23 protein-coding genes and 2 pseudogenes are annotated in these 25830 nt (G+C 46.2%); 13 read left to right on the top strand and 12 right to left on the bottom strand.

The window, feature by feature from the left end:
• The 3 genes and pseudogenes from RH949_RS08725 to RH949_RS08715 form a co-directional block, all read left to right on the top strand.
• Positions 1-397, top strand: a pseudogene (locus RH949_RS08725) (hypothetical protein); the annotation flags it as partial.
• 78 nt (positions 398-475) lie between these two features.
• Complete coding sequence (locus RH949_RS08720) at positions 476-772, top strand: hypothetical protein (protein ID WP_446352584.1); 297 nt, start codon at positions 476-478, stop codon at positions 770-772.
• A gap of 495 nt (positions 773-1267) precedes the next feature.
• Positions 1268-1387 (top strand): annotated as a pseudogene (locus RH949_RS08715) (4-Cys prefix domain-containing protein); the annotation flags it as partial.
• A gap of 96 nt (positions 1388-1483) precedes the next feature.
• On the opposite strand, the gene RH949_RS08710 reads toward RH949_RS08715, so the two are convergent.
• Positions 1484-2347 carry a Uma2 family endonuclease gene (locus RH949_RS08710; protein WP_446352583.1) on the bottom strand — a complete coding sequence of 288 codons (864 nt, stop codon included), beginning with the start codon at positions 2345-2347 and terminating at the stop codon, positions 1484-1486.
• A 315-nt stretch (positions 2348-2662) separates the two neighbouring features.
• On the opposite strand from RH949_RS08710, the gene RH949_RS08705 reads away from it, so the two are divergent.
• The 5 genes from RH949_RS08705 (at position 2663) to RH949_RS08685 (ending at position 8080) form a co-directional block, all read left to right on the top strand.
• Positions 2663-2986, top strand: coding sequence for a hypothetical protein (locus RH949_RS08705; protein WP_446352582.1), 324 nt, complete (start codon positions 2663-2665; stop codon positions 2984-2986).
• A gap of 42 nt (positions 2987-3028) precedes the next feature.
• Positions 3029-3247 (top strand): hypothetical protein, encoded by a 219-nt coding sequence (locus tag RH949_RS08700; RefSeq protein ID WP_044208972.1) that lies wholly within the window; start codon positions 3029-3031, stop codon positions 3245-3247.
• 53 nt (positions 3248-3300) lie between these two features.
• Positions 3301-4479 (top strand): cysteine desulfurase family protein, encoded by a 1179-nt coding sequence (locus RH949_RS08695; protein WP_446352581.1) that lies wholly within the window; start codon positions 3301-3303, stop codon positions 4477-4479.
• Between the two features lie 552 nt (positions 4480-5031).
• Entirely contained in the window at positions 5032-7086 is a 2055-nt protein-coding gene (locus tag RH949_RS08690; RefSeq protein ID WP_446352580.1) for an Rne/Rng family ribonuclease, read from the top strand.
• Between the two features lie 358 nt (positions 7087-7444).
• Complete coding sequence (locus RH949_RS08685; RefSeq protein WP_446352579.1) at positions 7445-8080, top strand: ribonuclease HII; 636 nt, start codon at positions 7445-7447, stop codon at positions 8078-8080.
• A gap of 66 nt (positions 8081-8146) precedes the next feature.
• On the opposite strand, the gene RH949_RS08680 is transcribed toward RH949_RS08685, so the two are convergent.
• Together RH949_RS08680 and RH949_RS08675 are read right to left on the bottom strand one after the other, a co-directional pair.
• Positions 8147-10450 carry a glycosyltransferase family 2 protein gene (locus RH949_RS08680; protein WP_446352578.1) on the bottom strand — a complete coding sequence of 768 codons (2304 nt, stop codon included), beginning with the start codon at positions 10448-10450 and terminating at the stop codon, positions 8147-8149.
• Entirely contained in the window at positions 10447-12462 is a 2016-nt protein-coding gene (locus RH949_RS08675; RefSeq protein ID WP_446352577.1) for a cellulose biosynthesis cyclic di-GMP-binding regulatory protein BcsB, read from the bottom strand. Before RH949_RS08675 ends, RH949_RS08680 begins: the two co-directional genes overlap by 4 nt.
• 200 nt (positions 12463-12662) lie before the next feature.
• Between RH949_RS08675 and RH949_RS08670 the strand changes: the two genes are divergently transcribed.
• Genes RH949_RS08670 through RH949_RS08655 form a run of 4 tightly spaced genes read left to right on the top strand, consistent with a single transcriptional unit; the run spans position 12663 to position 16610 of the window.
• Positions 12663-14174, top strand: coding sequence for a hypothetical protein (locus RH949_RS08670; protein ID WP_446352576.1), 1512 nt, complete (start codon positions 12663-12665; stop codon positions 14172-14174).
• Positions 14171-15244: a hypothetical protein gene (locus RH949_RS08665; RefSeq protein ID WP_446352575.1), complete on the top strand. Its 1074-nt coding sequence runs from the start codon at positions 14171-14173 to the stop codon at positions 15242-15244. Before RH949_RS08670 ends, RH949_RS08665 begins: the two co-directional genes overlap by 4 nt.
• Positions 15241-16029 carry a hypothetical protein gene (locus RH949_RS08660; protein ID WP_446352574.1) on the top strand — a complete coding sequence of 263 codons (789 nt, stop codon included), beginning with the start codon at positions 15241-15243 and terminating at the stop codon, positions 16027-16029. The genes RH949_RS08665 and RH949_RS08660 overlap by 4 nt, the downstream gene beginning before the upstream one ends.
• Before the next feature lie 53 nt (positions 16030-16082).
• On the top strand, positions 16083-16610 hold the full coding sequence (locus RH949_RS08655; protein ID WP_446352573.1) for a pentapeptide repeat-containing protein: 528 nt from the start codon (positions 16083-16085) through the stop codon (positions 16608-16610).
• A gap of 128 nt (positions 16611-16738) precedes the next feature.
• Here the strand turns inward: RH949_RS08655 and RH949_RS08650 are convergent, their stop codons facing one another.
• Positions 16739-17329, bottom strand: coding sequence for a DUF1997 domain-containing protein (locus RH949_RS08650; RefSeq protein WP_446352572.1), 591 nt, complete (start codon positions 17327-17329; stop codon positions 16739-16741).
• Positions 17330-17634: 305 nt separating this feature from the next.
• Here RH949_RS08650 and pheA point away from each other — a divergent pair, with 305 nt between their 5' ends.
• On the top strand, positions 17635-18498 hold the full coding sequence (pheA, locus tag RH949_RS08645) for a prephenate dehydratase (RefSeq protein ID WP_006103209.1): 864 nt from the start codon (positions 17635-17637) through the stop codon (positions 18496-18498).
• A 155-nt stretch (positions 18499-18653) separates the two neighbouring features.
• On the opposite strand, the gene RH949_RS08640 is transcribed toward pheA, so the two are convergent.
• The 8 genes from RH949_RS08640 to RH949_RS08605 form a co-directional block, all read right to left on the bottom strand.
• The gene (locus tag RH949_RS08640) at positions 18654-19295 is read right to left on the bottom strand and encodes an LON peptidase substrate-binding domain-containing protein (RefSeq protein ID WP_044208968.1); all 642 of its coding nucleotides are present in this window, start codon (positions 19293-19295) and stop codon (positions 18654-18656) included.
• A 189-nt stretch (positions 19296-19484) separates the two neighbouring features.
• The gene (gene rpsJ, locus RH949_RS08635) at positions 19485-19802 is read right to left on the bottom strand and encodes a 30S ribosomal protein S10 (RefSeq protein ID WP_044208966.1); all 318 of its coding nucleotides are present in this window, start codon (positions 19800-19802) and stop codon (positions 19485-19487) included.
• A gap of 178 nt (positions 19803-19980) precedes the next feature.
• Entirely contained in the window at positions 19981-21210 is a 1230-nt protein-coding gene (tuf, locus tag RH949_RS08630; protein WP_006103297.1) for an elongation factor Tu, read from the bottom strand.
• A gap of 23 nt (positions 21211-21233) precedes the next feature.
• Complete coding sequence (fusA, locus tag RH949_RS08625) at positions 21234-23309, bottom strand: elongation factor G (protein ID WP_006103204.1); 2076 nt, start codon at positions 23307-23309, stop codon at positions 21234-21236.
• A 190-nt stretch (positions 23310-23499) separates the two neighbouring features.
• Positions 23500-23970, bottom strand: a complete 471-nt coding sequence (gene rpsG / locus RH949_RS08620) for a 30S ribosomal protein S7 (protein WP_006103261.1) — start codon at positions 23968-23970, stop codon at positions 23500-23502.
• Between the two features lie 197 nt (positions 23971-24167).
• On the bottom strand, positions 24168-24539 hold the full coding sequence (gene rpsL, locus RH949_RS08615) for a 30S ribosomal protein S12 (RefSeq protein ID WP_006103254.1): 372 nt from the start codon (positions 24537-24539) through the stop codon (positions 24168-24170).
• A gap of 180 nt (positions 24540-24719) precedes the next feature.
• Positions 24720-25049 carry a HesB/IscA family protein gene (locus RH949_RS08610; RefSeq protein WP_006103249.1) on the bottom strand — a complete coding sequence of 110 codons (330 nt, stop codon included), beginning with the start codon at positions 25047-25049 and terminating at the stop codon, positions 24720-24722.
• A gap of 192 nt (positions 25050-25241) precedes the next feature.
• On the bottom strand, positions 25242-25661 hold the full coding sequence (locus RH949_RS08605; protein WP_446352571.1) for a phosphomannose isomerase type II C-terminal cupin domain: 420 nt from the start codon (positions 25659-25661) through the stop codon (positions 25242-25244).
• Between the last annotated feature and the right edge of the window lie 169 nt (positions 25662-25830).

Below are 25830 nucleotides of genomic sequence, written 5' to 3'. Positions count from 1 at the left end.
TTCTGCCTGGGCATACAGTCGTTTTTATCAAATTTTGTCATCGATTTTATCCAACCGAGGAATAACTCTTGTGTTTGTCAATCCAGCTTACACGAGTTTGATAGGCTGTGTTAAATATAGTCGCATGTATGGACTATCATCTGATGTGGCAGCTGCCCTAGCAATTGCCAGAAGAGGAATGAATTTGAGTGAGCGATTGCCGCGTTCTGTGTCCGCCTATCTCGGAGTGAATCCGAGAAAGCACGTATGGAGCGCTCTATATCAATTTAATAATTTTATTGGTCGATGCCCTGTAGTCAATCGTAGACACGATTACTATAGTGTCTCTAACTGGGAACCGTTGGTTAAGGCTGATATCGAGCAACAATGCCGGGTATCAGCCAAGCGCAAGCGTTAACGGTTATCGACCAAAAGTTACACCGTGGACTTATACCAAGGCAGAATTACTGATGGGTAGGTTTGTCTAGGTTTTTAGATGCGGTTACTGGTATCGCTACTTGTAATCATCATGATAGCGATCGCGCGGATACCTTTGCCTAAACTCCCCTATCGTCAAACTTCTGATCCTGACTTGGTTCAGGAATCTACGGTTGTGGATCAGGATTTAGTCTTGCTGGTATTATTGAGTGCGATCGCGTTAACGTCTCTAGTTTGGACTAGCTTTGATTTTCTACTACAGGGTAATATTTCAGCTTTAATTGCGATCGCGATCGCTGCCGCTATTGGTAAAATTTTGGCAGGAATTTTACTCTTGAGTAATCACCCGCACTAAAGTAGCAGTATCAAATGCATCGGAGGGATAATAAACCGTCTCATAATCATTGATCACGATTATCGCTTTTTTCGGTTGACTATCCTCTCCACCCAATTGCTGCTTAGTGACCTCGGGATTATTGAAACAAAACCAAACTTGGCGATCATCGCCCCGAAATCTGGGTAACTGTTTGGCGGCGGCTTCATCAACATTTAAACCTTAATATCAATTAATGGCGAAAGCCGTGTAGTGCGTTTAGCGAAGCCATGCCGCAGGCTTTGCATCTTGCTCGCTACTAATACCCAATTTAAATGCATGACAGCTTAAGAAATACTTTCTGACCCAAGGCTTTGGGGAGAGGGCAACTCAGTTTATTCAGTGGATTGCTATTGTTAATTTATGCAAGCGATAGCCAAGCCAAGCCTTGACAAACAGGATTTCGACAGCATTTATCTATCAATCTCTGAATCGATAACGCTACACTATCGATCATGACCCATATTCCTTAAACTGATGAGCCTGTGTATCAATCCCAAGTGTCAGAATTCCGATAATCCCGATAATCTGCTCTATTGCCAAAGTTGTCAGTCTGAATTGCTATTGGAGGGACGTTATCGGGTTATAAGTCTCTTGGTTGAAAGTGTCACGGATAATAAAGTGCGATCGCGTTCGCGAAGCGTGTCCGCAGCCCACAAGCGTGTCCGATAGGACGTATCGCATCTAATTCTATCATGAACCTTCCGGCACGTTACTGACGAATTCTGCCAGGGTTTGTGCCGTTAAAGCCACCACTACCAAATCCTCTAATTGATTGACTTCAAGTAACTGTAAACGTGGCTCAAGATCTGGTGGAATCTGGTCAAAGCGAGTAGCAATAATACGCAATAATTGTCGTAATGTTCCTTGTTGAAGTCCTTGCTGTTGAGCCGCTTCCACTTGCTGTTGAGCGGCTTCTTCGGGTAGGGGAACAAGATTACCATCTTGATCATAAAATCTTAACCAAACCGCCGTCTCTCGGTCTATAGTTCCTTGCCAAGTTCCCAACCATAACCCCAATGTCTGACACCACAGCCAACCCTGTTCATTGGGGACTAATGGTTGATACTCTTGAGACGCATCCAAATGCCAACCCTGTAAGGAATTGGGGTCAAAGGGATTAAACACAAAGTAATCCGGTGTTCTAAAAATGCGCTCATAAATATCTTTCTTAGTCCCCGTATCCATAGCCGCTGTAGAAGGAGACATTAATTCAACTATTACATCAGGATAACGTCCTCCTTCTTCCCACACGACCCAACCTTGCCGTTCAGTCGTCCCATCAACATTTAATACGGCAAAGAAATCGGGACCTCTAAAATCTCGGTTTCGCACCTGTTCACTGCTGTAATAGATAAACATATTACCGCTAGTGAAGAAATCATTGCGGTCAAGATAGGCTTGCTGAAATGAGCGAATCAGGACATTTATAGCAATACGGTGGCGATTACTTTCCAACGGTTCTCCATCATCAAAGATTAAGTCAGTTGGCGGCATGGAGGGTTCCCAGCCTACCACAGTTTGGGATGTTGTTTCTTGGGTTGCCAAGTTTGACATGATCAGCGTCTCTCTCCACTAAGGGGCTTTTTTCCAGAACCCTAAATGTATCTTAACAAAAGCGCGATCGCTAACACTCCCTTTACTGATTGTCTTTATTAATCGGTTATAGTCATTGAGAACGAAAAAATCAATTAGGTTCGTAGTAAAAGCTTTTATTCCTAGATTTTGTGAGGTAACAGGTGTCAACACAACCCACAACCTATTCCATCCTTGTATGTAGGGGCGCAAGGCTTGCGCCCCATGTCACGCCAAGATATTTATATCCATTGTCATGATTCCCACTCAGATTTATTGTGATAAAATTTACTAATTATGGTTCAAATCATCCAAGCTCAAACTTTGAACATCATCGACCTTGAACAAAAATTCGGTTTAACCCAAGCCGATGATGACCAATTTTTTTCAGAGTGGTACGAGAATCTCCCTGACATTTTTGACTTAGAAAAACAAGTTCTAGACCAAGAGGAATTTGTACGCGATCGCCTGGATATTATGGTCTTAAAAGACCATTTGTGGTTACTTGTAATTGAGTCAAAAAATGCTGGCTTATCACTTCTAAATGGTATAAGTTTTCATGCATTTAAATTGGGAATGGGTAGCGAGCAAGATGCAAAGCCTGCGGCATGGCTTCGCTAAACGCACTACAAGGATTTCGCCCTTATTGATATTAAGGTTTAAATGCCGAACAGCTTACCTAAAGCCCTAGCTTATATGGTGGCAAACTCTCGTCCTGATCAACCGATTTTTGGGTTAGTGACGAATGGGAGTGAATTGGTATTTGTTAAACTCGTTCAACAAAACACATCTAAGTATGCCTTATCTGAAACATTCAGCCTATTGAAACGAGAAAATGAACTCTATAAGCTATGTAAACACCTCTCAAACCCTTACAAATGACAAAATGACGATCACCGCCCTTAACTTTAACTGTCCCTACCGACTTACTCACTATGTCTCATCGTCCCATTTACCTTGACAACCACGCCACCACCCCCATGGATGAACGGGTGCTAGAGGCGATGCTACCTTATTTTAGAGAACATTTCGGCAATCCTTCCAGTATCAGCCACGCTTATGGTTGGGAAGCAGAAGCAGCGGTCAAACAAGCACGACAAACCCTTGCTGACGCTATCCACGCCACACCAAAGGAAATTGTCTTCACCAGTGGTGCCACAGAAGCGAATAATCTAGCGATTAAAGGGGTGGCTGAAGCCTATTTCAGTAAAGGGCGTCATCTCATTACCGTCCAGACTGAACATCCAGCCGTGCTTGATCCCTGTACCTATTTACAAGACTTAGGATTTGAGGTCACATTTTTGCCTGTTCAAGGGGATGGACTCGTCAACCTAACCCAGCTAGAAAAAGCAATTCGTCCCGATACGATTTTAGTCTCAGTGATGGCTGCCAATAACGAAATTGGCGTATTACAACCCCTAGCTAAAATTGGAGAACTTTGTCACCAGCATCAGGTACTCTTCCATACCGACGCTGCCCAAGGGATTGGTAAAATTCCCTTGGATGTCCAGGATATGAATATTGACCTCATGTCCTTCACTGCCCATAAGCTATATGGTCCTAAGGGGATTGGGGCACTGTATGTTCGCCGCCGTAACCCGAAAGTGAAGTTAGCGTCACAAATTCAGGGAGGGGGACAGGAACGGGGACTCCGTTCGGGTACACTCTACACACCGCAAATCGTAGGCTTTGTCAAAGCGGTGGAACTCGGATTAGCCGAACAAGCCTCTGAATCTCAACGCCTCCGCCAGTTACGGGAACACCTCTGGACTACCCTGTCTTCATTAGGGGGAATTCACCTGAATGGTCATCCGGAGCAGCGATTGTCAGGAAATCTTAATATTTCGGTTGAGGGAGTAGATGGTTCTGCCCTGCTGTTGGGATTACAGCCTGTTGTCGCCGTGTCATCGGGTTCAGCTTGTTCATCAAGCCACGTAGCCCCATCCCATGTCCTCTTGGCACTGGGACATTCAAAACCTTTAGCTCATGCCTCAGTCCGATTTGGCATTGGGCGCTTTAATACCAGAGAGGAAATTGATCAGGTTGCCCAACACGCGATCGCGACAATTGAGTCCTTGCGTCAAGCTCAAACCCCTAAAACGTCGATTCTGTAACCCGCGATAACCCCCTCACAGCTAAACTGATAGTCTTACCCGTTAACAATCAACAATCAAAGCAGTATAATGTAAAATTGAGGAAACAGTTGCGTACCTACAGTGACACTAGGTTCGATCTGTAGAAACTATCTCATAGATACTGTCCGCAACTGATTCACACTTCCAGACTTTTGACTTGCACGTTACCAAACTCCAATGCTGACCCTTGGGCGAAGGGATATGACATTGGCTACCTGTAGCATTGGAGAAAAAGTAGATCCATGAGAGTGTCAGTAGTCTTCAGTCACTCCCCGATCACAATTTACGTTTTCTAAGTAAAGCTAAAGTTTTTGCTTTTCAGAATCATAAAGGGTAGCCAAAGTAAGAGTGACCGATCAATTTTAGGTATGCGATTTAAGATTTTTGGTGGAAAAGGTAACTCAGACAAGCATTCAAGCATTATTCAAGCTTGGCTCGTTTGCCTGTTCTCTAAACTAATCAGCTATCTAAAATTTCAACAAAGACCAAGCTTCAGTACTTGAGCGTACTGCCAAATTTTGAGGAAATTGAATGGCAAAGCAAATTATTATTGCAGAGCAATATCGTCTGGCTGCTGTCTTTTCAGAAGATCAAATCCAAGAACTTGTCGTTGCCACGGGCAGCCACCAAGTAGGTGATATTTATCTCGGCATTGTCGAAAATGTTTTACCCGGCATTGATGCCGCATTCGTCAATATCGGTGATGCCGAACGCAATGGATTTATTCATGTCACCGACTTGGGTCCGCTGCGACTTAAACGTCGCTCCGGGGCGATTACGGAACTGCTCACCCCGCAGCAAAAAGTCTTAGTCCAAGTGATGAAGGAGCCAACGGGCAATAAAGGTCCTCGGCTGACCGGAAATATCAGCTTACCGGGTCGTTATCTGGTGCTGATGCCTTATGGACGAGGGGTTAATTTATCCCGACGGATAAAGAACGAAAACGAACGTAATCGCCTCAGAGCCTTGGCTGTGCTGATTAAACCCGCTGGGATGGGATTATTGGTTCGCACAGAAGCCGAGGGCAGAGCGGAAGAAGCGATAATGGAGGATTTGGAGGCGCTGCAACGTCAGTGGGAGGCCATCCAGCAGGAGGCAACTTCGACCAGAGCGCCAGCTCTACTGAATCGCGATGATGATTTTATCCAACGAGTCCTCCGCGATATGTACACAGCGGATGTGAATCGGATTGTGGTTGATTCCAATACTGGGGTCAAACGGGTAAAACAGCAGTTAGTAAGCTGGAGTGGCGGTCGATCACCGGAAGGGGTTTTAATTGACCATCACCGCGATCGCCTCTCAATTCTCGATTATTTCCGAATTAATGCGGCGATTCGAGAAGCCTTAAAGCCACGAGTCGATCTGCCATCGGGAGGCTATATTATTATCCAACCGACGGAAGCGCTAACCGTTATTGATGTAAACTCCGGTTCCTTTACCCGTTCCGCCACGGCGCGAGAAACCGTCCTCTGGACTAACTGTGAAGCCGCGACGGAAATCGCCCGCCAATTGCGCCTACGTAATATTGCTGGCGTAATCATCGTGGACTTTATCGATATGGACTCGCGGCGAGACCAATTACAAGTTCTGGAACATTTCAACAAAGCGTTGAAAATGGACAAAGCCAGACCCCAAATCGCCCAATTGTCAGAACTGGGGTTAGTCGAACTCACCCGCAAGCGCCAAGGTCAAAATATTTACGAATTATTTGGTCGCACTTGTCCAAGCTGTGGTGGATTGGGACATCTGGTGCATCTTCCCGGTGAGCCAGAACCTCAAGTGCAGCAAGAGCCAGAGACTATTTCTCGCGTTGAAATCCCAGAAACCCCTGATCTTCCAGAACCCCTGGATATCCCTGGCTTTAATGAACCGGATGAACTTGAACTCAATCATCCAAGTTATCAAGAACGGGGAATCCCCAATGGCACTAATCGCCGCCGTCGCCGTCGCCGCCTGGAGGATGTAATCTCCAAGGATGAACCTGTAGCCAAGAGCAATGTTCGCCCAATTACCCTGTCCCAACGTTCCTCTGATGTGAGTGAAGACGTAGAGGGGATGAGGCGCGATACGACATCTGTTGAACGTCCCATCGTGTCAGACTCCAGTGAACGAGTGGGCAAACCCCAGCTCATTCGGTCGGTGGTAGAAATGGAACCGCCGGAAGTTATTCAGGTTGAGATGACGCCGGAAGAACAGGATGTTTATGCCTTGATGGGCATTTCACCATTAGTGCGGTTAGATAAGGAGATTAGAAATCCCCGATCAGTTATGGTTTCGGTGGTGCTTCCTGGAGAAGCTGAATCGGAGTCTTCTGACAATGACACCACTGACAATGACACCACTGACAATGACAATGACACCACTGACAATGACACCACTGACGATTCATGGGAGGATAGGTCTCACCCATCAGAGGAGTCAGACTCAGAAGAGAGTTCAGACAAGGTACTGGTTACTTCTTCGGGAGTTGCCGCTGATGTTGATTTAGAATCATCGGCTGATTCAACCTCAACCAGCGAATCGGAAACAAAACCGCCTTTGATTCGTCGTCGTCGCCGCCGTTCTTCAGCAATGGAGAATGAGTAAGGGATAAAGGGGTTTCAAAAGCGGATTGGGTATCACCCCCCAAGTTAGGCTTCACCCCTAGCCCCTCTCCCACGCTTGGATACTGCTGGTCATTAGACCCCTCCCCAAACCCTTCCCCGAACCTCTCCTTAGCCCTCTCCTACAAGGAGAGGGAAGTGGAAGATTTTTTTCATTTGGAGGTACGGATACATACCTCAAGGCTTGCCAGTACTGGTTTTTACCTTAGGTTGAATGGCACTGAAATAAGCTATTTTGGATCACCGAAACCCTTGATATACCGTAGGGTGGGTTTCGACTTCGCTCAACCCACCAGCCAAAATTTCAGTATCATTCACCTTAAGTTGACTCTCAAGAATCCATGAAAATGGAAAATTCAGCTAACTATTGTCAACTACCGGAACTATCGGGCGATCGCAAATTGATTGCCGGAGTCGATGAAGTTGGGCGTGGCGCTTTATTTGGTCCGGTTGTAGCAGCAGCGGTTATTTTACCCGCATCGACTCTGCCCAATTTGGCTGGTTCTGGAATGAAAGATAGTAAACAATTAACTCGTCTACGACGCCAGAAATTGGCGCAAGAGATTCAAGAGTTAGCCGTCGATTGGAGTATTGGTTATGCCACCAGTACTGAAATCGACCAAATTAATATCTTACAAGCCTCTCTGTTGGCAATGAAACGGGCTGTGCTTAAGTTAAAAGTGCAGCCTGATTTATGTTTGATTGATGGGAGACAGGCATTGGTAGGCTTACCTGTACCCCAAAAAAGTCTGATTAAAGGAGATCAGCGATCGCTGGAAATCGCAGCGGCTAGCATTGTGGCGAAAGTCTGGCGTGATGATTTAGTTGGGCGTTTAGCGACTAAGTATCCCGATTATGACTTAGCCGCTAATAAGGGGTACGGAACCGAACGACATCGTTTAGCCCTTCAACAGTTAGGTCCTTCACCCCAGCACCGTCATTCCTTTCGTCCTTGTCAACTGAGGAATTGGGGATGAGGGAGATGGAGGAGATGGGAGAGATGGGGAACCAAAAGACAAAAGACCAATGACTAAACGGTAAGATTATGTAGACGTCTTCACCGATGAAGATTTCGTGAACTTACTAATACCGTGCAGGGTTTTTTCCCAGTAGAACGGTTTAGTAAACAATTGCCAAAGTGCCATATAAGCAGCCATCGAATGGAGTTGCCAGTAAAGCGGATTGAGTAGGGCATAGAATGAAAGCTTATAATATTTGCGCCGAAACATGGCAATCATATTTAAATAAATGCCAATGGCATTACCAAAAATCAAGTTAAATAGGGAAATATAAATCATCCAACTTGGCAATAGTTTTTCAATAAAATGAGCTTGAGTGATCAGTTCAACCAACAGTAATAACCATAGAATTGGACTACAAAGAAATCCTAAAATATGTCCGCCAATAAAAAATTGATAAGATAGCCAGTTTTTTAGACCGAGAGTCTTGAGAGATTTATAAGGATGACGATTATGAACCAACCAGGTTTGCATATAGCCTTTGATCCAGCGCGAGCGCTGCCGAATCCAGTTCTTGAATCGGCAATTCGCCTCTTCATAGGTGGTAGAGTTAATCACACCGACAGTATACCCTCGTTGACTGGCACGAATTCCTAAATCCGCATCTTCGGTGACATTAAAAGGGTCCCAGGCTCCTAGTTCTCGCAGGCGATCCGTGCGGAAATGATTACTGGTTCCGCCTAAAGGAATGGGTAATCCCAAGGCTTCTAATCCGGGTAACAGATAGTCAAACCAATAGGAATATTCCAGGGTAAACATTCGAGTTAAGAAATTTTCATCTCGATTAAAGTAATTCAACGCCGCCTGGACACAGACTAAGCTCTTTGAACCTTTTTTAAATGCCAGGATTGCCTTTTTGAGCTGGTCTGGATCAGGAATATCTTCTGCATCATAAATCGTCAGATAGTCACCCCTGGCAAATGCCAAGCCATAGTTACAGGCTTTCGGCTTCGTCTTCGGTTGGCTATCCGGAATATAGATAAAGCGCACATAGCGAGGAGGATTAGCCGCTCGTGCTGCTTCAATCGTGACTAAATCTTTTTCTTCTAAAAGGAGTAAAACATCCAGTTTTTCTTGGGGATAATCAAGCTGACTCAGGGCTTTGAGCAAAATCGGAATAACTTCTGGCTCATTATAAACGGGGACAAGAATCGTATAAACGGGTAATGATTGGTTGTCTAATTCGGCAATGTCTTGATCTGTGATTTGACTAGTTTGCTCAAAAGAACCAATCATACTGAGACTAAACTTAAACAGAATAGATACCACAAAGAAGAAATTAACCGCAATCAGCAAAAAAACCAATGTGGCTTGCCAGTTAGCAATCAGCCCAGCCCACAGTGCCAGGAATCCAATATAACCCAGTAAAATTTGCGGTGCGGTAAACACACGGGCAGCCGATTCCTTGGGTGAACGAGCCAAGAGTTGGTAAATCGATTTTTGGGTTAAATCCTTGCGGTAGAAGCGATCAACCATTACCGTAATATCACTTTCGGTTCCCAGTACCTTGACAATTTCCACACCGGGCTTTTGGGCATAAATTTTGGTTTCGACTTCTAGATCAAGGGGGTCTTGCACCATGACCATAATCGTATGATCATTTAACCACGCGATGGGGAAAAATAAATCTTGAATTAGGACTTGGGGGTCGAAAGACTGGATCAAATGAGAATCGATACTCAGAAAATCTGTGCCAACTAAGTGGGAAAAAATTGGAAAATCCGTGAGTTGGGAGAGAGTCCGAATATAGTCAATTGGACGCAGGTAACTTAAACGAGTGAGAATTGAACCCAAAGAAGAACCAGTTGATTCATGGAGAGCTTGAGCCTCTTGCAACTGAGCCAGGGTTAACTGCCCTTCCTGTAACAGTTGGTTCTGCAAATTTTTCTCGACAATCAGGTTGAGAAGCTGATCCTCTGTCGCTAGAATCTCTTGTACTTGGGCTTGCTGCCAAACCCGTTGGATTGCCTGATGGACAGTTTGATTGTCGGCTTCTGTAACCACCACGACGAGATGGTTGGTTTCGGGTTGCCAGTGACAGGGAAAGAAACCGTATTGAATCAGTTCTTGTGTCTTGAACGCTTTTGCCAAGCTGAAATCTAGTACATTTCCGGAAGACTTTAACCACTCGGTAAGGGTTGGCAAATTGGTTACAGCACTGGCTAAGGTCAAAAATTCAGTTTTGCTGACTAGATTGAGACTCCACAAGGCTTTTCCCAAAGAGGAAGCGGTTTGAGCTTGTAATTCTTTGACCCGATGCAATTGGGGTCGAGTTAGATATCCCTTAGCCAAGAGAGCGGCTATCATCTTTGTTGAAAATTGCTTCATCGTTTCTCGGAGTCTTGAGTCATTTCTGAATGAAAAGGTTGATTGGAAATCATTTGCGGAGGGCGACCCAGGCGTTGGTAGGTTGACCAAGCGGCGACACCGCCACTAATCAGAGCAAGGGTAAATAGGAGACTCGCATAGCGCTGTAGGAACAGAGGTGAATCGGTGGACGCGATCGCATTGGTTTGCAGTCCGCCCTCGCTCACATCCCAGAATTGGATGCCGCCGGAATCGGTTAAGGTGACAACATTCCCACTGAGGCGAGTTGCCCCAGGAGTGCGGGGATTGGCAAGGGCTAGACTAAGTTGTTTGACTAAATCAACCTGATCCGCTTGACCGAGCCGAGTCAGCCAAAGGGTAGGAATACCGTGAGCAATAAAGGATTGGAGAATCGCGGCAGAGTCGTTGGCAGCTACGGTTTGCAGAGACTGCCGATTGAAGGGGTTATAGATTTCCCAGCCACCTTGGAACTGGAGTGGAGCAGGTAGATCAGAAGTGGGTACAGGCGCCGCAATTAATCGCCACCCCGGTGTTTCACCTCTGGGATTAGCAGGTAGATTAGACCAATCTTGAACGGACTTTGCCTCAAGTAGGTGGGCAAAAACAGGTTGTTGACTCTGATGGCTCATGACACCCAACAGATAAGCTGAACTTGCCAGTAACGCGGGTTGCTGAGTATCAACAATCACCTGTCCAGGTTGGAGAACATGATGGGATAGATCGCTCAATTTGCCCGTGGCATCCTGATTGCCTTGCCACGTTAGGGACGAATCTCCTTGCACTTGAACGGATATCGGTTTGGGCTGGTTTTGACAACCGACTTCACCTGGGTCATAAATAAAAACGGTCTCTAGGGTATTCGTGGGGGCGAGGCGATGGATGGGTAGGGGTAAATGGGCGTCTAATTGGGTTTGGTTTCTCAGGTTATAGGTTTGGATGAGAGTATTGTTGAAATAAATCAGAGCTGTGAAGTGAGCATCTCCTTTTAAATTGACTGGGTTGAAGCTCGCTTTGAGTCTGGCTTTCAACCGTTCGGGTTTGGCTTTAAGCTGCGCTAGAGTAAAGGTTAATCGGGAGGTTCGGCTACCCAGAACTTGCAGGGGCATTTCCTGAAAACCTAGCTCTGGGAACGTCCGCTTTTGAGGTGACGATGGCGGTTCTGAAGCCGGGATAGCTAGATTGGGTTCAAGTTTGGCAATAAGATGTTCAAAGGCTTGAGGTGTGGCTTTGATTTTAAGTGTCGCTCCCTGGCGTTCTAGGTCAGACTCTGTGGTTTCCTTGTGCAAAATGACCCGGGCTTGTTCGCCAGTTTCAGATGCTAGTTGTTGTCCTTGATACCAAATTACGGGTACTTGATGTTTGCCAAACTTATAGGCTAAGAGGCTGTATAAATTCAAGGCAAGTTCTGCTTGCTGGGGATTAAGATTTGGAGGAACGGATAAGACGACTTGGGAATAATAAGGTTCAAAGAAATCCTCGATCAGATCACGGCTATCACTCGTCGAATCCGGAGTGAGCTGAAAAAAGCTATCTTTACCCAAGGTGAGGAATAAATTCCCTGTGACTAGATCCTGGCAGGGATTATCGGTTATAGATAAGGATGGCAGGATGGTCAATGTAATTGACGATGTTCTTGGGGGTAGGGAGTTTAAAGGTAGGGTAACCAATGGTTGTTCTTGCAGCGATCGCACCGAAACCGTTCGAGCCAGTTCGTCATTGAGTCGCAATCGCACGGATGAATTGCGATCCAAGTTTGCCCCAGGTTCTAGACGTAAACGGACGAAACTCTGGTTGGGATCAATGTCTGAGGACACAGGAACGGTGATGCTAAACTCTGGATGGCTACCGCTGAGAACAATGGAGCTATCGTAGCCCAATCGCTGTAGGGAAACCCTTTCCGGAGGTAGTGCCATAGATAATGGACTATAACCCAGCCAGATGCTCAGGCTAGCTAATCCCTGGAGTCCCAGATGATTAATCCAGCTAAGGTTTGGGGTTAGTTGATCGCTCATGAAGGAATGATGGCTGGAGATGCTGGAATGAGGAATATAAATTAGTTTGTGTTACTCTTTTACTTATCGTTGCACAGTTTTTCCTCTCGCCCAAGTGTTTTTTATGAAGTTTTTGTATAGCGAGGAGCTTATACTGGCAATTTCTCCAGTTGGTATGCCAAAATTTTGATCAATGATGTATGTTTCTATAACGTCAGGGGATGTCTAGCCGCTTAATTAGCTGGAAAGCCAGTGTCTTGACTCTATTTATACTCAGCGCGATTCTGGTTTGGCTGGATTTCCAAGGCTTCCTCGCTGAAGAAATGACTTTTTTTGGAGCTAAAGCCCTAGAGGTTTTTTATGGTCCCGAACCCCGTTTACAAGCCACTGGTTTTGTCTTCCCTCCGGTACTGGTCTATGGGACAGTAGCGGTTGGTTCTCCGATGACGCTGCAAGTCTTGGCAGGATCGCTTTTGGTTGGCTTGATTAGTCGTACAATTGACAGTCTACCCATTGCTCAAATCTGGTGCCGACTTTGGATTGCTTTAATTGTGTTCAATCCAGCGTTTGCCTTGATGCTGCTGCGAAGTCCGAACTGGGTGATCACCACCCTTTTGGTCATGGGTATCATGGGGCTGAGTTGGGCGATCGCGCAACCGAAGACGATGAAGTTACCCCTGAGTCTAGTCCTCGTCCTGCTGGGATTTGCTCTGGCTATTCTGGTGTTGGTGCGTTATGAAGCTTGGTTTATCAGTCCCCTAGTGATCGCGATTCTCCTGTCAATTTTCCCTAAAGAATCGTGGGGGTTTCGGGGAACAGCTATTCTTGTAACCCTGTTTATGAGTTTGGTGGCGATCGCCGCTTGGCTTTATCTTAACTGGCAGTTTACCGGAAATGCCTTCCAGTTTTTTAATAGCTCTTACAGTGGATTCCATTTACCGGAAACGGAAGTTTTCTTGCAGCAATTCGACCTCAGCTTGCTGCTGGATTTGACGAGAATTCTGCCCCTGGTTTTGGCTTATCTCCTCGGTATAGTCTGGTTGTTGTGGCAAGCTAAACAGCGGTGGGTGAATATCCTAATTGCTGTTTTGCCTATCCTGTTGATTGTTCTAGCTATATGGCAGGAAACACTCCTGCGTGAGATTAGCTATTTAGGTCTATTGTTCGGGCTTTTACCGTTAATTTGGCAGCAAGCTCCGCCCCTGAAAGCTTGGCAACAGGGTTTATTTACCCTTGTCCTCGTTATCAGTTGGATGGGCAGTGGGTTTTGGCTACAAAACAATCATGTTCTCCCCGAAGAAACAGTACTGTGGCGCCAATTAACCGGACAAAAATTGCCCCAATCGTTGTTGGTGCAGCAATGGGTTCAACGTCATCAAGATCAGCGTCAAATCGCGAACGTGTTGCACAAAAATCTGCGTCCTAATCAGCGAGTTTTAATGGACGATGCGATCAATTTTCCAATTGTTTATCAAATCAATGACCCCCGCTACTTTATCCTGCCCTACCAGTATGAGTTTATCCCAGCCTTACAACAGCCTGAATTGTTTGCTGAGTTTATTGTGGTCTCAAAACCACAATCGCCGATACATCATTGGGATCAGGTCAGTTTATTCTGGAGCCAACTGGCAGATCCACGCCCCATTCGTCAAGAAGTAATGCCGTTATCTGAGTTTAAATCACTACTCGAAACCCCTTACTACCGACTCTTACAACGTCTCGATTCCCCATGACTCGTTACTCTCGCCGCAAATTTGTCCAAGGTTTACTGACAGCCCCTGTGCTGTTAGCGTTAAGTAAAGGATGTGCGTCTTCGGTGTCTTCTACAAATTCCGCACCAAAGCCTTCGCTATGGCAATTGGGTATTGGTGAAGATCCGGCTCGATTTCTGGCAGAGGTTAAAAGTGATCGCCTTGTCAAAAAGATTGCCCAAGCCTTGTCACCCCAGTTTTTATCCGGTTGGCTGAACAGTTTTGACCACAAACAAGGAGATTTGAGTTTCTGGCAAGAATGGCACAAGCAAGGTTTGCTGTCAAACTGGTTCCAGCAAGGCTATACTCTGCAAGTAATTACCTGGGAAGATGATACCAAGTTACCCACGGGGGAGTATCACATTTCTCAGCAATTCCTAAGTGATATAGAAGAACTGGCTGGCTATATTCGTCAGGCAAACCCCCAAGATAAACCAACCTATTGGACTCTGGCAACAGAATTTTCCTACTGGCGTATTCCGGCAGATACCTACAATCAAGATACCTCGGAGTATTACCAGGCGCTGATGAAAAATATGCGGCAAGCTCGCCAGATCATTAAAAAACAGCTCCCCAATGCCTGGGTTGCTCCGAGTTGGGGAGGATGGATTGTTACCTTTGATGATCCCGCTAAGGGGGCAGGACTGAGCATGATTCCCCCCTTTGGGGAGTTTATGCAGCAAATGGATGGGATTGCCTTCCAGTCTATGCGACCTAAACTAACGGGTGAGTACAATTCTGAACTTAGAAAACCTGATCCTGGCAACCCCGCCCAAATTCTCCAGTGTTGTCAAGTGTTCTCTGATTACCATAAGTCTTTAATGGTCTCTCATTACGAACCGGCGATTAAAGCGTTGCACCCCAATGGCGGTCAGGCAAATACGGTAACGGAGGATTTTTTAATCATGATGCGACCTGAATGGCTGAAAACCGTTACTCGTTTAGGACTTGACAAAATTTCGCTGATGCACTACGGACTTTACAAAGGGAATCCAGTTCATGCCCTAAGCGCCGTTAAAACGTTTCAAACGATTATTCAGGAGGGTTCGTGAGCAGTCGCTTAGGTGGGTATTGTCAGGGAATTGCGACTTATCTACTTCCTGTTTTCCTACATGGGCAACTGTGGATTTCCTTGGCACTGTGGAGTACACCGCCTGCTTGGGCTGGGGGATTCACCCAACCTGAGGGCAGAATTTTCACGGATGTTACACTCAGGACGTTAGAAGCAGGTTCTTTTGAGAAGGTAGAACTGCAATTATTTATTGAATATGGTTTACAGGATGATCTAACCCTAATTTGGAAGAGTCCCTATAATTGGATCGAAAATGACGTGGGGGAGGAAACCTTACGCAACCAAGGCTTTATTGACCAAGAAATTGGGGTACGTTGGCGCTTCAATAATGATCCCAACTTGGCAATGGCAATTCAAGGTCTTTTGATTTTACCTCCGGGCTATGACCCCGATCAAAACTTGGCTCTGGGGACGGATAATGTTGGTATAGAAATTCGTTTTCCTGTAAGTTGGATCTACTCCCTCGGTCAGCGTCAAGGAATTTTAACCGCAGAAATTGCGTATCGCGATTTTTTTGGCACTCAAGGCAGTGAAATTCGCTGGTTTGCAGAAGTCTCTCAAAATGTTTTGGATCGAATTACCCTCGTTGCCCAATTGGAAAATACCAATGGATTGGCAGAACTTCAAACTGATTTAACCAAGTTGACAGGGAATGTGCAAGTGAAAGTTAACCCGAATTTTACCCTGGTTGTGGGTGGTTTTCGCCATATTCAAGGACCATCAGGGCAAGGATTAGAATTCAAAGTTTTCTTTTCGTCGAATTAAGGTGTTTTATGAATCAGATGAGGACAAAATTCAGTGTCAATGTCGGCATAATCATGACGACTCTGTTTATGGCATCCTTAGGATTCACCTCAACGGTGAGTGCGGGTAACTCTGATCCGGTTCAACGGTTGTTGGCTACCAAACAATGTCGAGGGTGTAACTTAAATGGGGCATTCTTAGCCAATGCTAACTTGGCAGGAGCTGATTTGCGGGGAGCCAAGTTACAGGGCGCGAACCTAAGTCAAGCGAACTTGAAAAATGCAAATTTAGCTAGTGCTGACTTGGGCAGTACCTACCTTTGGCAGGCAGACTTGAGCAATGCTAATCTTAGCTATACGGCTTTGGGTAGTGCCAACTTGAGCAATGCTGATTTACAAAGGGCTAATCTCAGTCATACTAACCTAAGCAATGCTTATCTTTGGAAAGCTAATCTTAGTGGTGCTACCCTGACGAATGCCAATTTAGCCAACGCTAACTTGAGTTCTGCCAATTTAAGCCGAGCCAACCTCAGGGGTGCTAACCTGCAAGATACTTATTTGTGGGGGGCGGCGCTTAACGGTGTAATTGGGTTAGAGCGATAACGCCGCCCATTCCTGTGCATGAGATAAAAGCGATGCTGAAAACTCACTCAGCTAATTAGGGTCTGCTGAATAAGTGTTGTGGTGGGGAGAGGGAACAGAAAACAGGGAACAGGACACAGGACAAATGACTAAATACTAGGATTATCCACGGGCGAAAGCTGCTGAGATTTGGGTTGAGCCAGGGTTTGATGATCTGCGTTAGCCCATTGACGATAATCTAAAAGCAGTTGATGCATTAATTTCTGCTTAATTCGCAGCAACACACTTTTGAGTAATCCATTTCCGGTTGTTTCAATAATGGGTTGGGGTGTCATCGATAGAGGAAAGGGAATATCCACCCGAACCTTTAAATCAGCCTTACCTTTAAGCCGAGTGGTGTTTTGCTGTTGCTCAGGATAGAGTTTTCCTTTGACCTCCAGGGTAAAGCGTTGATTGATGTAGTCTAATCCAGGAATGTCACAATCTACTGATCGCAGATGAACTGTACCGTTAACATCTGCCCAAACTTTGAGAATGACTCGCGGTTGAAAGGTTAACGACAGAAAATTTAATGGACGCATCTTTAGGCGAAACTGCTCTGGACTCAGTTGCTCGATCAGATTCGGATCAGCGATCGCGTGTACCAGGCGCTGAGGTTGACGTAAATAGTGCTGAATCGGGATGGGTTGTTCGGGTACGGCAAGTTCTACAGATTGGGATGCAGTAAACTGGCTGGTCATAGGGTGAGAGCAACGTTGGGTTTTGTCTAAGTTTCTTAAAGTTAATCTTACTTTAATAAAGTTTATTTACATAACTGGGGGAAATTTTTTAAGGTTATGGGGATGAGCGAGTCTCGTAAATGAGACTACAGCATGTAACTTCATCCTTACTCCGATTGTAGAAATTATGCTCGCCAACCGTTATCTTCCTATAGAAGACTTTCAGTTCCTCGATCAGAGCAATAGTTTAGTCCTAAGGACGGAAATTATTAAATCTCATTACTTAAAACAAATAAAGCATTAAATTTTAAACTAAAGCGCAGTTTATGTCAATTTCAATTGCCCATCTTGGACCACCAGGGACTTACGCAGAAGCGGCAGCATTAGCTTACTGTCGCACTCTTACCCGTGAATGTGATTCAAAAGCCTGGTTATGTCCTTATCCCAGCATTGCCCAAACTCTGCACGCCGTCGCCAAAGGGCAAGCGGATTTGGCGGTGGTGCCTGTGGAAAATTCCATTGAAGGCAGTGTCACGATTACATTGGATACGCTGTGGCAACTCGATCAACTACAAATTCAACAGGCATTGGTTTTGCCAATCCAACATGCCCTGTTATCACGGGCATCTCGTCTTCAGGCAATCCAAACCGTTTATTCTCATCCTCAAGCCCTTGCCCAATGTCAAGGGTGGCTAGAAAACAGTCTACCCTTGGTACAACTCGTACCCACCAATTCAACCACAGAAGCCTTACAGCATCTAGATACTGACTATACGGCAGGCGTGATCGCGTCTCAACGGGCGGCGATGCTTTATCAATTACCTATCCTGGCGGCGGCTATCAATGATTATCCAGACAACTGTACTCGTTTTTGGATTGTAGGTCAGCAATCGTCTCCTGGGGGTAGTCATACCTCCCTGGCTTTTAGCACGCCCGCCAATGTACCGGGAGCCTTAGTTAAACCTCTGCAAGCCTTTGCCCAACGAGAGATTAACCTGAGTCGGATTGAGTCTCGCCCGACGAAGCGATCGCTGGGTGAGTATCTTTTCTTTATTGATTTAGAAGCCAATGCCTCCACACCGTTGGTGCAAGAGGCACTCTCAGAAGCTGCCTCTCATACAGAAATTCTGAAAATTTTTGGCAGCTACAGCGTCATACCCATTGATTCAACTGCGCTGATTGAGAATTAAGCTTAACGTATCACGGAAGTCCCCACCCTCAATAGGCGGATTTTCGTAGCTGTCAGGAAAGAATGACGCCTATAGGGTGGGGATAGGGAGCGGATTGACGGAGGTACGGAGTCAATCAATAGATTTATTGGACTGGCAATCTATCTATCCAGTCTTCAATTAAATGCATCTTTAAGGACTGTACGGGCAGCCAAATGATTGCGCGTGGAGGTAAGTATTTCCGCTTCGCGTTCCAAACGGGCTGCTGTATCCTGCATTTCTAACAACGCTTGTTGTTCTGAGGCGACGCCGTAAAGATTGCCCGCTACCCAATACGATAGTTCTAAGGGCAGGTCTGGCAAGTCTTCGGGCAGCTCGATTTTCTGATCCGTCAGCTTGGCAGAAAGATGGACAACATCTCGCAGCAATTGCTCAACGGATGTGGAAATTTCTTTTAAGTCTTTTTGAGAGGGTTGATCCTCTATCCATTCCACTAATCCGACACGATAGGGTTTTTCTCGGACGTATTCTAAAACCCGAAATCGTTGCTGACCCAAGGTTAAGACTTTCATCCGATCATCAGGCAGACGCTGGAAATGTATGATTTCAGCGCAGCAGCCAACGGCGGCGGGTTGACCTTGCACCGGGTCCCACATTAATACCCCAAAACGCCGATCGCTCTCCAAAATCGTGTTCATCAGGATACGATAGCGAAATTCAAAGATATGGAGGGGCAGAGGACGTCCCGGAAATAGAACCACTTCTGGCAGTGGAAACAAAGGAAGTTCTCTAACAGCAATTGAGGAAGAGGATGCCATTGTGCCTTGGTGAAAAGGGTAACTGCGCTTCTTTACCTACTTTAACGGATTTTTTGGGGACAAGAAGCCACAAAATCCGTTAAAGCTGTACTAACTCATATCTTGTCCGGTTTTATGGCATGTCTATTACCTGTACTGATTTGGGCAAGAGCATTACCCTTCTACCCTCCTACCCTTCTCCTCTTCCACCTATAACTTCACTTCGATATCCACACCAGCCGGTAAATCCAGTTTCATCAGGGCGTCAATGGTTTTGGACGATGGCTGATAAATGTCAATAAGTCGCCGATGAGTACGGGTTTCAAAATGTTCCCGCGAATCTTTATCAACGTGGGGCGATCGCAAGACACAATAAATACGACGTTTGGTCGGCAAGGGAATTGGACCGACGGCGGCAGCATTGGTGCGATTTGCTGTATCCACAATCTTCTCGCATGAAGTGTCTAGTAATCGCCGATCAAATGCTTTAAGACGAATCCGAATTTTTTGCTGCTGAATCGTTGCCATTTTTTTGAGTTGTCTAGGTTCTGAAATAATTAGGAGTTGTGAAGTGTTGAGTATTGAATGAATGTTCCCGAACTCAGAACTCAACACTCAGAATTCATAACGTTTTGCCAACACAGAGAATAAGGAGCAGAGAACAGCATCAGCCTCTCTGCTCCTACTCTTTGGAGTGAGAACAGTGCTACTTGAGGATTTTGGAGACAACACCTGCACCGATGGTGCGACCGCCTTCGCGAATGGCAAAGCGCATTCCTTGTTCAATCGCGATCGGGTTGATTAACTCCACGGTCATTTTTACTCGGTCTCCCGGCATGACCATTTCCACATTGCTACCATCATCAGCGGTGTAGGAACTGATTGTTCCCGTCACATCGGTGGTACGAACGTAGAACTGAGGGCGATAACCGGAAAAGAATGGAGTATGACGTCCTCCTTCTTCTTTTTTGAGGACATAGACTTCCGACTCAAACTGAGTATGAGGAGTGATAGAACCGGGCTTGGCAATTACCATTCCCCGCTCAATATCTTTCTTCTCAACACCTCGGAGCAGAATTCCGGCATTGTCACCCGCCATCCCTTCATCGAGACTCTTCTTAAACATCTCAATGCCGGTGACGGTTTTCTTGACCGTATCCCGGAGTCCAACTAGCTCAACTTCGTCGCCAATCTTGACTTTACCGCGCTCGATCCGACCCGTGGCGACTGTCCCCCGACCGGTGATGGTGAAGACATCTTCAACTGCCATCAGGAAGGGCTTATCTACATCCCGTTCTGGGGTAGGAATGTAAGCATCGACCTCATCCATTAACGCATAGATCTGATCAACCCACTCATCATCACCCTTCTTAATGCTTGGGTTAGAGGTAAGAGAATCAAGCGCCTTTAACGCCGAGCCTGCCACGATGGGAATATTATCTCCATCAAATTCATAATCACTGAGGAGTTCGCGGACTTCTAATTCCACCAATTCCAGTAATTCTTCGTCGTCCACCATGTCTTTCTTATTCAAAAAGACCACCAAATTTGGGACGCCTACCTGCTTGGCAAGGAGGATATGTTCCCGTGTTTGCGGCATCGGACCGTCAGCGGCGGAAACCACCAGGATCGCGCCATCCATTTGAGCCGCACCCGTGATCATGTTTTTCACGTAGTCAGCGTGTCCTGGGCAATCAACGTGAGCGTAGTGGCGATTCGCCGTTTCATACTCAACGTGAGCAGTGTTAATGGTAATCCCCCGCGCCTTTTCCTCTGGTGCCGCATCGATTTCTTCGTACTTCTTGGCGGTTGCTTGACCTGATGAAGCCAGAGTCATGGTAATGGCAGCCGTCAACGTTGTTTTACCGTGGTCTACGTGACCAATTGTGCCAATGTTGACGTGGGGTTTAGTCCTTTCAAACTTTGAGCGTGCCATGAATTACGTTTTCCTTTTCTTAGTTATGCGTTCCCTTTGCTCTTAGCAATGATAGCTTCAGCCACGTTACGAGGCACTTCATCATAGTTGCTAAACTCCATTGAGAAGATACCTCGACCTTGGGTTTTTGACCGTATATCCGTAGCATAACCAAACATTTCGGCTAATGGAACTTTAGCAGAAACTTTGGCAATACCTTCATCGGTACCCATCCCTTCAATTTGACCACGGCGGGAGTTGAGATCGCCCATGACATCTCCGAGAAAGTCTTCAGGCACTTCAACTTCCACTTTCATCATAGGCTCGAGTAACACGGGTGCCGCTTTCGTTACGCCGTTTTTAATTGCCATCGAACCAGCAATTTTGAACGCCATTTCCGAAGAATCAACATCGTGATACGAACCATCAACTAATGTGGCTTTGACATCAATGAGGGGATACCCAGCTAGGATACCCGATTCGCAGGCTTCTTTCATACCCTGCTCAGCCGGGGAAATAAATTCTCGCGGTACGGAACCACCAACAATCTTGGAGACAAATTCAAACCCACTACCGGTTTCACCTGGCTCCAATTCAATGACGACATGACCGTACTGACCTTTACCGCCACTTTGACGGATGAACTTGCCTTCAGCTTGCACGGATTTGCGGATGGTTTCTCGGTAAGCCACCTGAGGGGCACCCACATTGGCTTCGACTTTGAACTCCCGCAGCATCCGATCAACCAGAATTTCCAGGTGAAGTTCACCCATTCCCGCAATCACGGTTTGATTGGTTTCTGGGTCGATACTGACCCGGAATGTCGGATCTTCTTCCGATAAGGATTGGAGTGCTTTGGAAAGCTTCTCCATATCCTGCTTGGTTTTGGGTTCTACGGCTACCGAAATCACCGGCTCTGGAATATAAAGCGATTCCAAAATAATCGGGGCTTCTTCGCCACAAATTGTATCACCCGTTGTCGTTTGCTTGAGACCAATTGCTGCACCCAGATCGCCAGCTCGTAGCTCATCGACCTCAATCCGTTCGTTGGATTTCAAAATAATCAGCCGGGAGATACGCTCCTTCTGATCTTTGGTGGAGTTGAGAATATAGCTACCTTTTCGCAGAATTCCGGAGTAGACCCGCATGAAGGTTAAACGACCATAAGGGTCTGACATGATTTTAAATGCCAGCGCCGATAGAGGAGCTTCATCTTTTGCTGGTCGGTTGTCCGTTGTCCCATCTGGCAATAGTCCCTGAATTGGCGGAACTTCCTGCGGAGAGGGTAGATAATCCACCACTCCATCAAGGAGTAACTGTACTCCTCTATTTTTGAAGGCTGAACCACACAGCACCGGCACAATCGTACCGGCAATCGTACCTTTACGCAGGGCAGAGCGAATTTCGGCTTCGGTGAGTTCTTCTTCTGCCAGATATTTTTCTAAGAGCGCTTCATCGGTCTCAGCTACAGCTTCGATCAGCTTAACTCGGTACTCTTGGGCTAGCTCTTGAACCTTTTCCGGGATTTCGGTGTCTTGCATATCCGTACCCAGGTCATTGGTATAAATCCGGGCACGCATTTGCACAAGATCGACAATCCCGTGGAAATCACTTTCACTGCCGATGGGAATTTGGATTGCCACCGCATTGGTACGCATCCGATCGCGGAGTTGTTCATATACTTTGAAAAAGTTAGCACCCGTGCGATCCATCTTGTTGACAAAGGCAATCCTCGGCACCTTGTAGCGATCCGCTTGCCGCCACACGGTTTCCGATTGGGGCTGGACACCTCCCACTGAGCAGAACACAGCAATTACACCATCTAAAACCCGCATCGAACGCTCAACTTCAATCGTGAAGTCTACGTGACCCGGTGTATCAATGATGTTAATCCGGTGATCCAGCCAGTTCGTGCTGATGGCAGCAGCAGTAATTGTAATTCCCCGTTCCCGCTCTTGCTCCATCCAGTCGGTCACGGCTGTCCCTTCATGGACTTCGCCTAGTTTATGAACGATTCCTGAGTAAAACAGAATCCGTTCTGTTGTTGTTGTCTTGCCCGCATCAATGTGGGCGGCAATCCCGATATTGCGTATTTTCTCAAGCGGGATGGTACGTGCCACAGCTACCTCCTTCGTCTGTGCCGCAAGTTTACACGTTGCGTTGCTATCTCTTTACAATTCTATACTTTGTTTAACTTTTTAGGGATTTGTCCTACTTGTTCCTCAAAAAGCCAGCCGGCGACTTTATTCCTCACGGAACGCCGAATTAAACCTTAGCCTCCTTCTGCCTGTCAGTCATCAGCTTACTGAATTAGTAGCGATAATGAGCAAACGCTTTATTGGCATCTGCCATCCGATGGGTTTCTTCTCGCTTACGAATGGCATTCCCCGTTTCATTTGCCGCATCCATCAGCTCATTTGCGAATTTACTCGCCATACTTCTCCCTGGACGACTTCGGGAAAACTGGATTAGCCAGCGCATGGCTAATGTTATTCCGCGTTCTGAGCGGACTTCCATCGGAACTTGATAGGTTGCCCCTCCCACCCGACGGGCTTTCACTTCTACTAAGGGAGTGACATTCCGTACCGCTTCTTCAAATACCTCTAGCGGTTCCTTTCCGGTGCGTTCTTCAATAATTTTGAAGGCGTCATAGATAATCCGAGATGCTACTGATTTTTTTCCATGATGCATAATCCGGCGCACCATCATACTAAGCAAACGGCTGTTATAAACCGGGTCAGGGGGGACTGGGCGCTTTTTAACAACTGTACGACGAGACATAGTAAGCCTTTACAAAATACATACACGGCAAATTTAACTATTTATCCTGGAACTGATTATTTTTTCTCCAGTCTTTAGGACTTGCTTGAAAAAAGCAAGCCACTTCATCTCCCTATTTTCCTGATCAAGTTACCCAAAACAAACCGCTATGGGTAAGTCTAGCAAGGTTTTGGCAGATTTAGAAAAGTTCTCTTGGTTTACTTAGGACGCTTGGTTCCGTACTTGGAACGACCTTGCTTGCGATCTTTCACACCTGCCGTATCTAAAGTTCCTCGAATAATGTGATATCGAACTCCGGGTAAATCTTTAACCCGTCCTCCTCTAATCATGACGACCGAGTGTTCTTGAAGGTTATGACCAATCCCTGGAATATACGCTGTCACTTCAAAACCCGAGGTCAGACGTACCCTTGCCACTTTCCGCAGGGCTGAGTTCGGTTTCTTGGGGGTTGTCGTGTAGACGCGGGTACAAACACCCCGCCGTTGTGGACATTGTTTCAGTGCAGGCGATTTTGTTTTCGCCTTAATTTTGGCACGTTCGCTACGAATAAGCTGCTGGATAGTGGGCATGAGTTAAGGCGCGTGATATTCCTTGAATCGTTTGCAAGTATTGACAAATTCTGATTGTACTGACTTTTAGGCAATAATGTCAATTTTTTTGTCTTTTGTCCTTGGTCATGCTCGCCCAAGCGAGAAGCAAGCTACGTCCTTTGTGCTTTAATTACTCCTTCAACCTCGTCGGATCATTCCTCACGTCTTAACTCGAAACGAGTTACCACAGCCACAGGTTTCAATGGCATTGGGATTATAAAAGCGAAACCCACCGCCCATGAGATCTTCGGAATAATCCAAGGTGAGGGTAGTTAAATGCTTGATGCTTGCCTCATCCACGACAACAGCGACGCCTTGACAATCATAGACGCGATCGCTCGCTCTGACGGCATCATCAAACTCCAGAGTATAGTATAAATCGGCACATCCTCCTGGCTTCACTCCTAAGCGTAATCGAGCTTGCTGTTGCTGGCGCTTGGTTTGCAGGCGTCTAATTTCAGCGATCGCCGCTTGACTCAGTGTAATCATTGGTTTTGTCCTGGATCAGAAATCACCTTGACAGGCAATTCTCAAAAACTCCTTCTATTGATGACGATGAGAACTTTCGTCACCTGGGGCAAAAAAATTTCCTCCCCTAGTATTAGGGAGGAGCAAATTTGGCGTCAAGCGAGTAAAGCACAGGTAAGCAATCTTAGCTACTTCAGACAATCCAACCTATTGTCAGGTGGACTCGCTGCGGGCGTAGTCATCTTCATAGCGAATAATGTCATCTTCGCCAAGATACTCGCCATTCTGTACTTCAATTAATACCAGCGGAATGACACCCGGATTTTCTAGGCGATGAGCATGTCCTTGAGGCACATAACTGGACTCATTTTGATGAATCAATAACTCCTTATCCCCGCAAATAACCTTCGCCATACCACTCACAACAATCCAGTGTTCACTACGATGGTAGTGCATTTGCAGACTGAGGCGATGACCCGGCTTCACCTCAATACGCTTAATTTTGTATCCTCGCCCCTCTTCCAGAACAGTAAATGAACCCCAAGGTCTTAGTTCTGTAGCGGCAGCGCCTTCGGCAGTCAACGATCTGGGTAGGGTGATCGCCGAATCTTGAGGAACTGCTTGCTGAACCATAGTCTTTCTCCTGAAAATAGTTACGACAGTGAAGTACCCTAACTTGCTTCGCTGAAGTTAGGGCTTCCAACTTAGCTAAACAAGGACGGTCTTATTCGTCTTTAGGATTTCCCGCTTCATCCGCCGATGCCTCTAAAGGTTGCCCTCTATTGGTCTTACTCAGCGTCCA

Source organism: Coleofasciculus sp. A1-SPW-01, from assembly GCF_040217205.1.
In the GTDB taxonomy this organism is placed as follows: Bacteria; Cyanobacteriota; Cyanobacteriia; order Cyanobacteriales; family Coleofasciculaceae; genus Coleofasciculus; species Coleofasciculus chthonoplastes_A.
Note: the sequence above shows the minus strand (reverse complement) of the source record. Positions and strands in the feature narration are given on the sequence as shown.

Bases quoted from the DNA above. Each gene is read 5' to 3' on its own strand.
- RH949_RS08720 (WP_446352584.1), top strand. From the start codon at position 476: ATGCGGTTACTGGTATCGCTACTTGTAATCATCATGATAGCGATCGCG.
- RH949_RS08710 (WP_446352583.1), bottom strand. From the start codon at position 2,347: ATGTCAAACTTGGCAACCCAAGAAACAACATCCCAAACTGTGGTAGGC.
- RH949_RS08705 (WP_446352582.1), top strand. From the start codon at position 2,663: ATGGTTCAAATCATCCAAGCTCAAACTTTGAACATCATCGACCTTGAA.
- RH949_RS08700 (WP_044208972.1), top strand. From the start codon at position 3,029: ATGCCGAACAGCTTACCTAAAGCCCTAGCTTATATGGTGGCAAACTCT.
- RH949_RS08695 (WP_446352581.1), top strand. From the start codon at position 3,301: ATGTCTCATCGTCCCATTTACCTTGACAACCACGCCACCACCCCCATG.
- RH949_RS08690 (WP_446352580.1), top strand. From the start codon at position 5,032: ATGGCAAAGCAAATTATTATTGCAGAGCAATATCGTCTGGCTGCTGTC.
- RH949_RS08685 (WP_446352579.1), top strand. From the start codon at position 7,445: ATGAAAATGGAAAATTCAGCTAACTATTGTCAACTACCGGAACTATCG.
- RH949_RS08680 (WP_446352578.1), bottom strand. From the start codon at position 10,450: ATGAAGCAATTTTCAACAAAGATGATAGCCGCTCTCTTGGCTAAGGGA.
- RH949_RS08675 (WP_446352577.1), bottom strand. From the start codon at position 12,462: ATGAGCGATCAACTAACCCCAAACCTTAGCTGGATTAATCATCTGGGA.
- RH949_RS08670 (WP_446352576.1), top strand. From the start codon at position 12,663: ATGTCTAGCCGCTTAATTAGCTGGAAAGCCAGTGTCTTGACTCTATTT.
- RH949_RS08665 (WP_446352575.1), top strand. From the start codon at position 14,171: ATGACTCGTTACTCTCGCCGCAAATTTGTCCAAGGTTTACTGACAGCC.
- RH949_RS08655 (WP_446352573.1), top strand. From the start codon at position 16,083: ATGACGACTCTGTTTATGGCATCCTTAGGATTCACCTCAACGGTGAGT.
- RH949_RS08650 (WP_446352572.1), bottom strand. From the start codon at position 17,329: ATGACCAGCCAGTTTACTGCATCCCAATCTGTAGAACTTGCCGTACCC.
- pheA (WP_006103209.1), top strand. From the start codon at position 17,635: ATGTCAATTTCAATTGCCCATCTTGGACCACCAGGGACTTACGCAGAA.
- RH949_RS08640 (WP_044208968.1), bottom strand. From the start codon at position 19,295: ATGGCATCCTCTTCCTCAATTGCTGTTAGAGAACTTCCTTTGTTTCCA.
- rpsJ (WP_044208966.1), bottom strand. From the start codon at position 19,802: ATGGCAACGATTCAGCAGCAAAAAATTCGGATTCGTCTTAAAGCATTT.
- tuf (WP_006103297.1), bottom strand. From the start codon at position 21,210: ATGGCACGCTCAAAGTTTGAAAGGACTAAACCCCACGTCAACATTGGC.
- rpsG (WP_006103261.1), bottom strand. From the start codon at position 23,970: ATGTCTCGTCGTACAGTTGTTAAAAAGCGCCCAGTCCCCCCTGACCCG.
- rpsL (WP_006103254.1), bottom strand. From the start codon at position 24,539: ATGCCCACTATCCAGCAGCTTATTCGTAGCGAACGTGCCAAAATTAAG.
- RH949_RS08610 (WP_006103249.1), bottom strand. From the start codon at position 25,049: ATGATTACACTGAGTCAAGCGGCGATCGCTGAAATTAGACGCCTGCAA.
- RH949_RS08605 (WP_446352571.1), bottom strand. From the start codon at position 25,661: ATGGTTCAGCAAGCAGTTCCTCAAGATTCGGCGATCACCCTACCCAGA.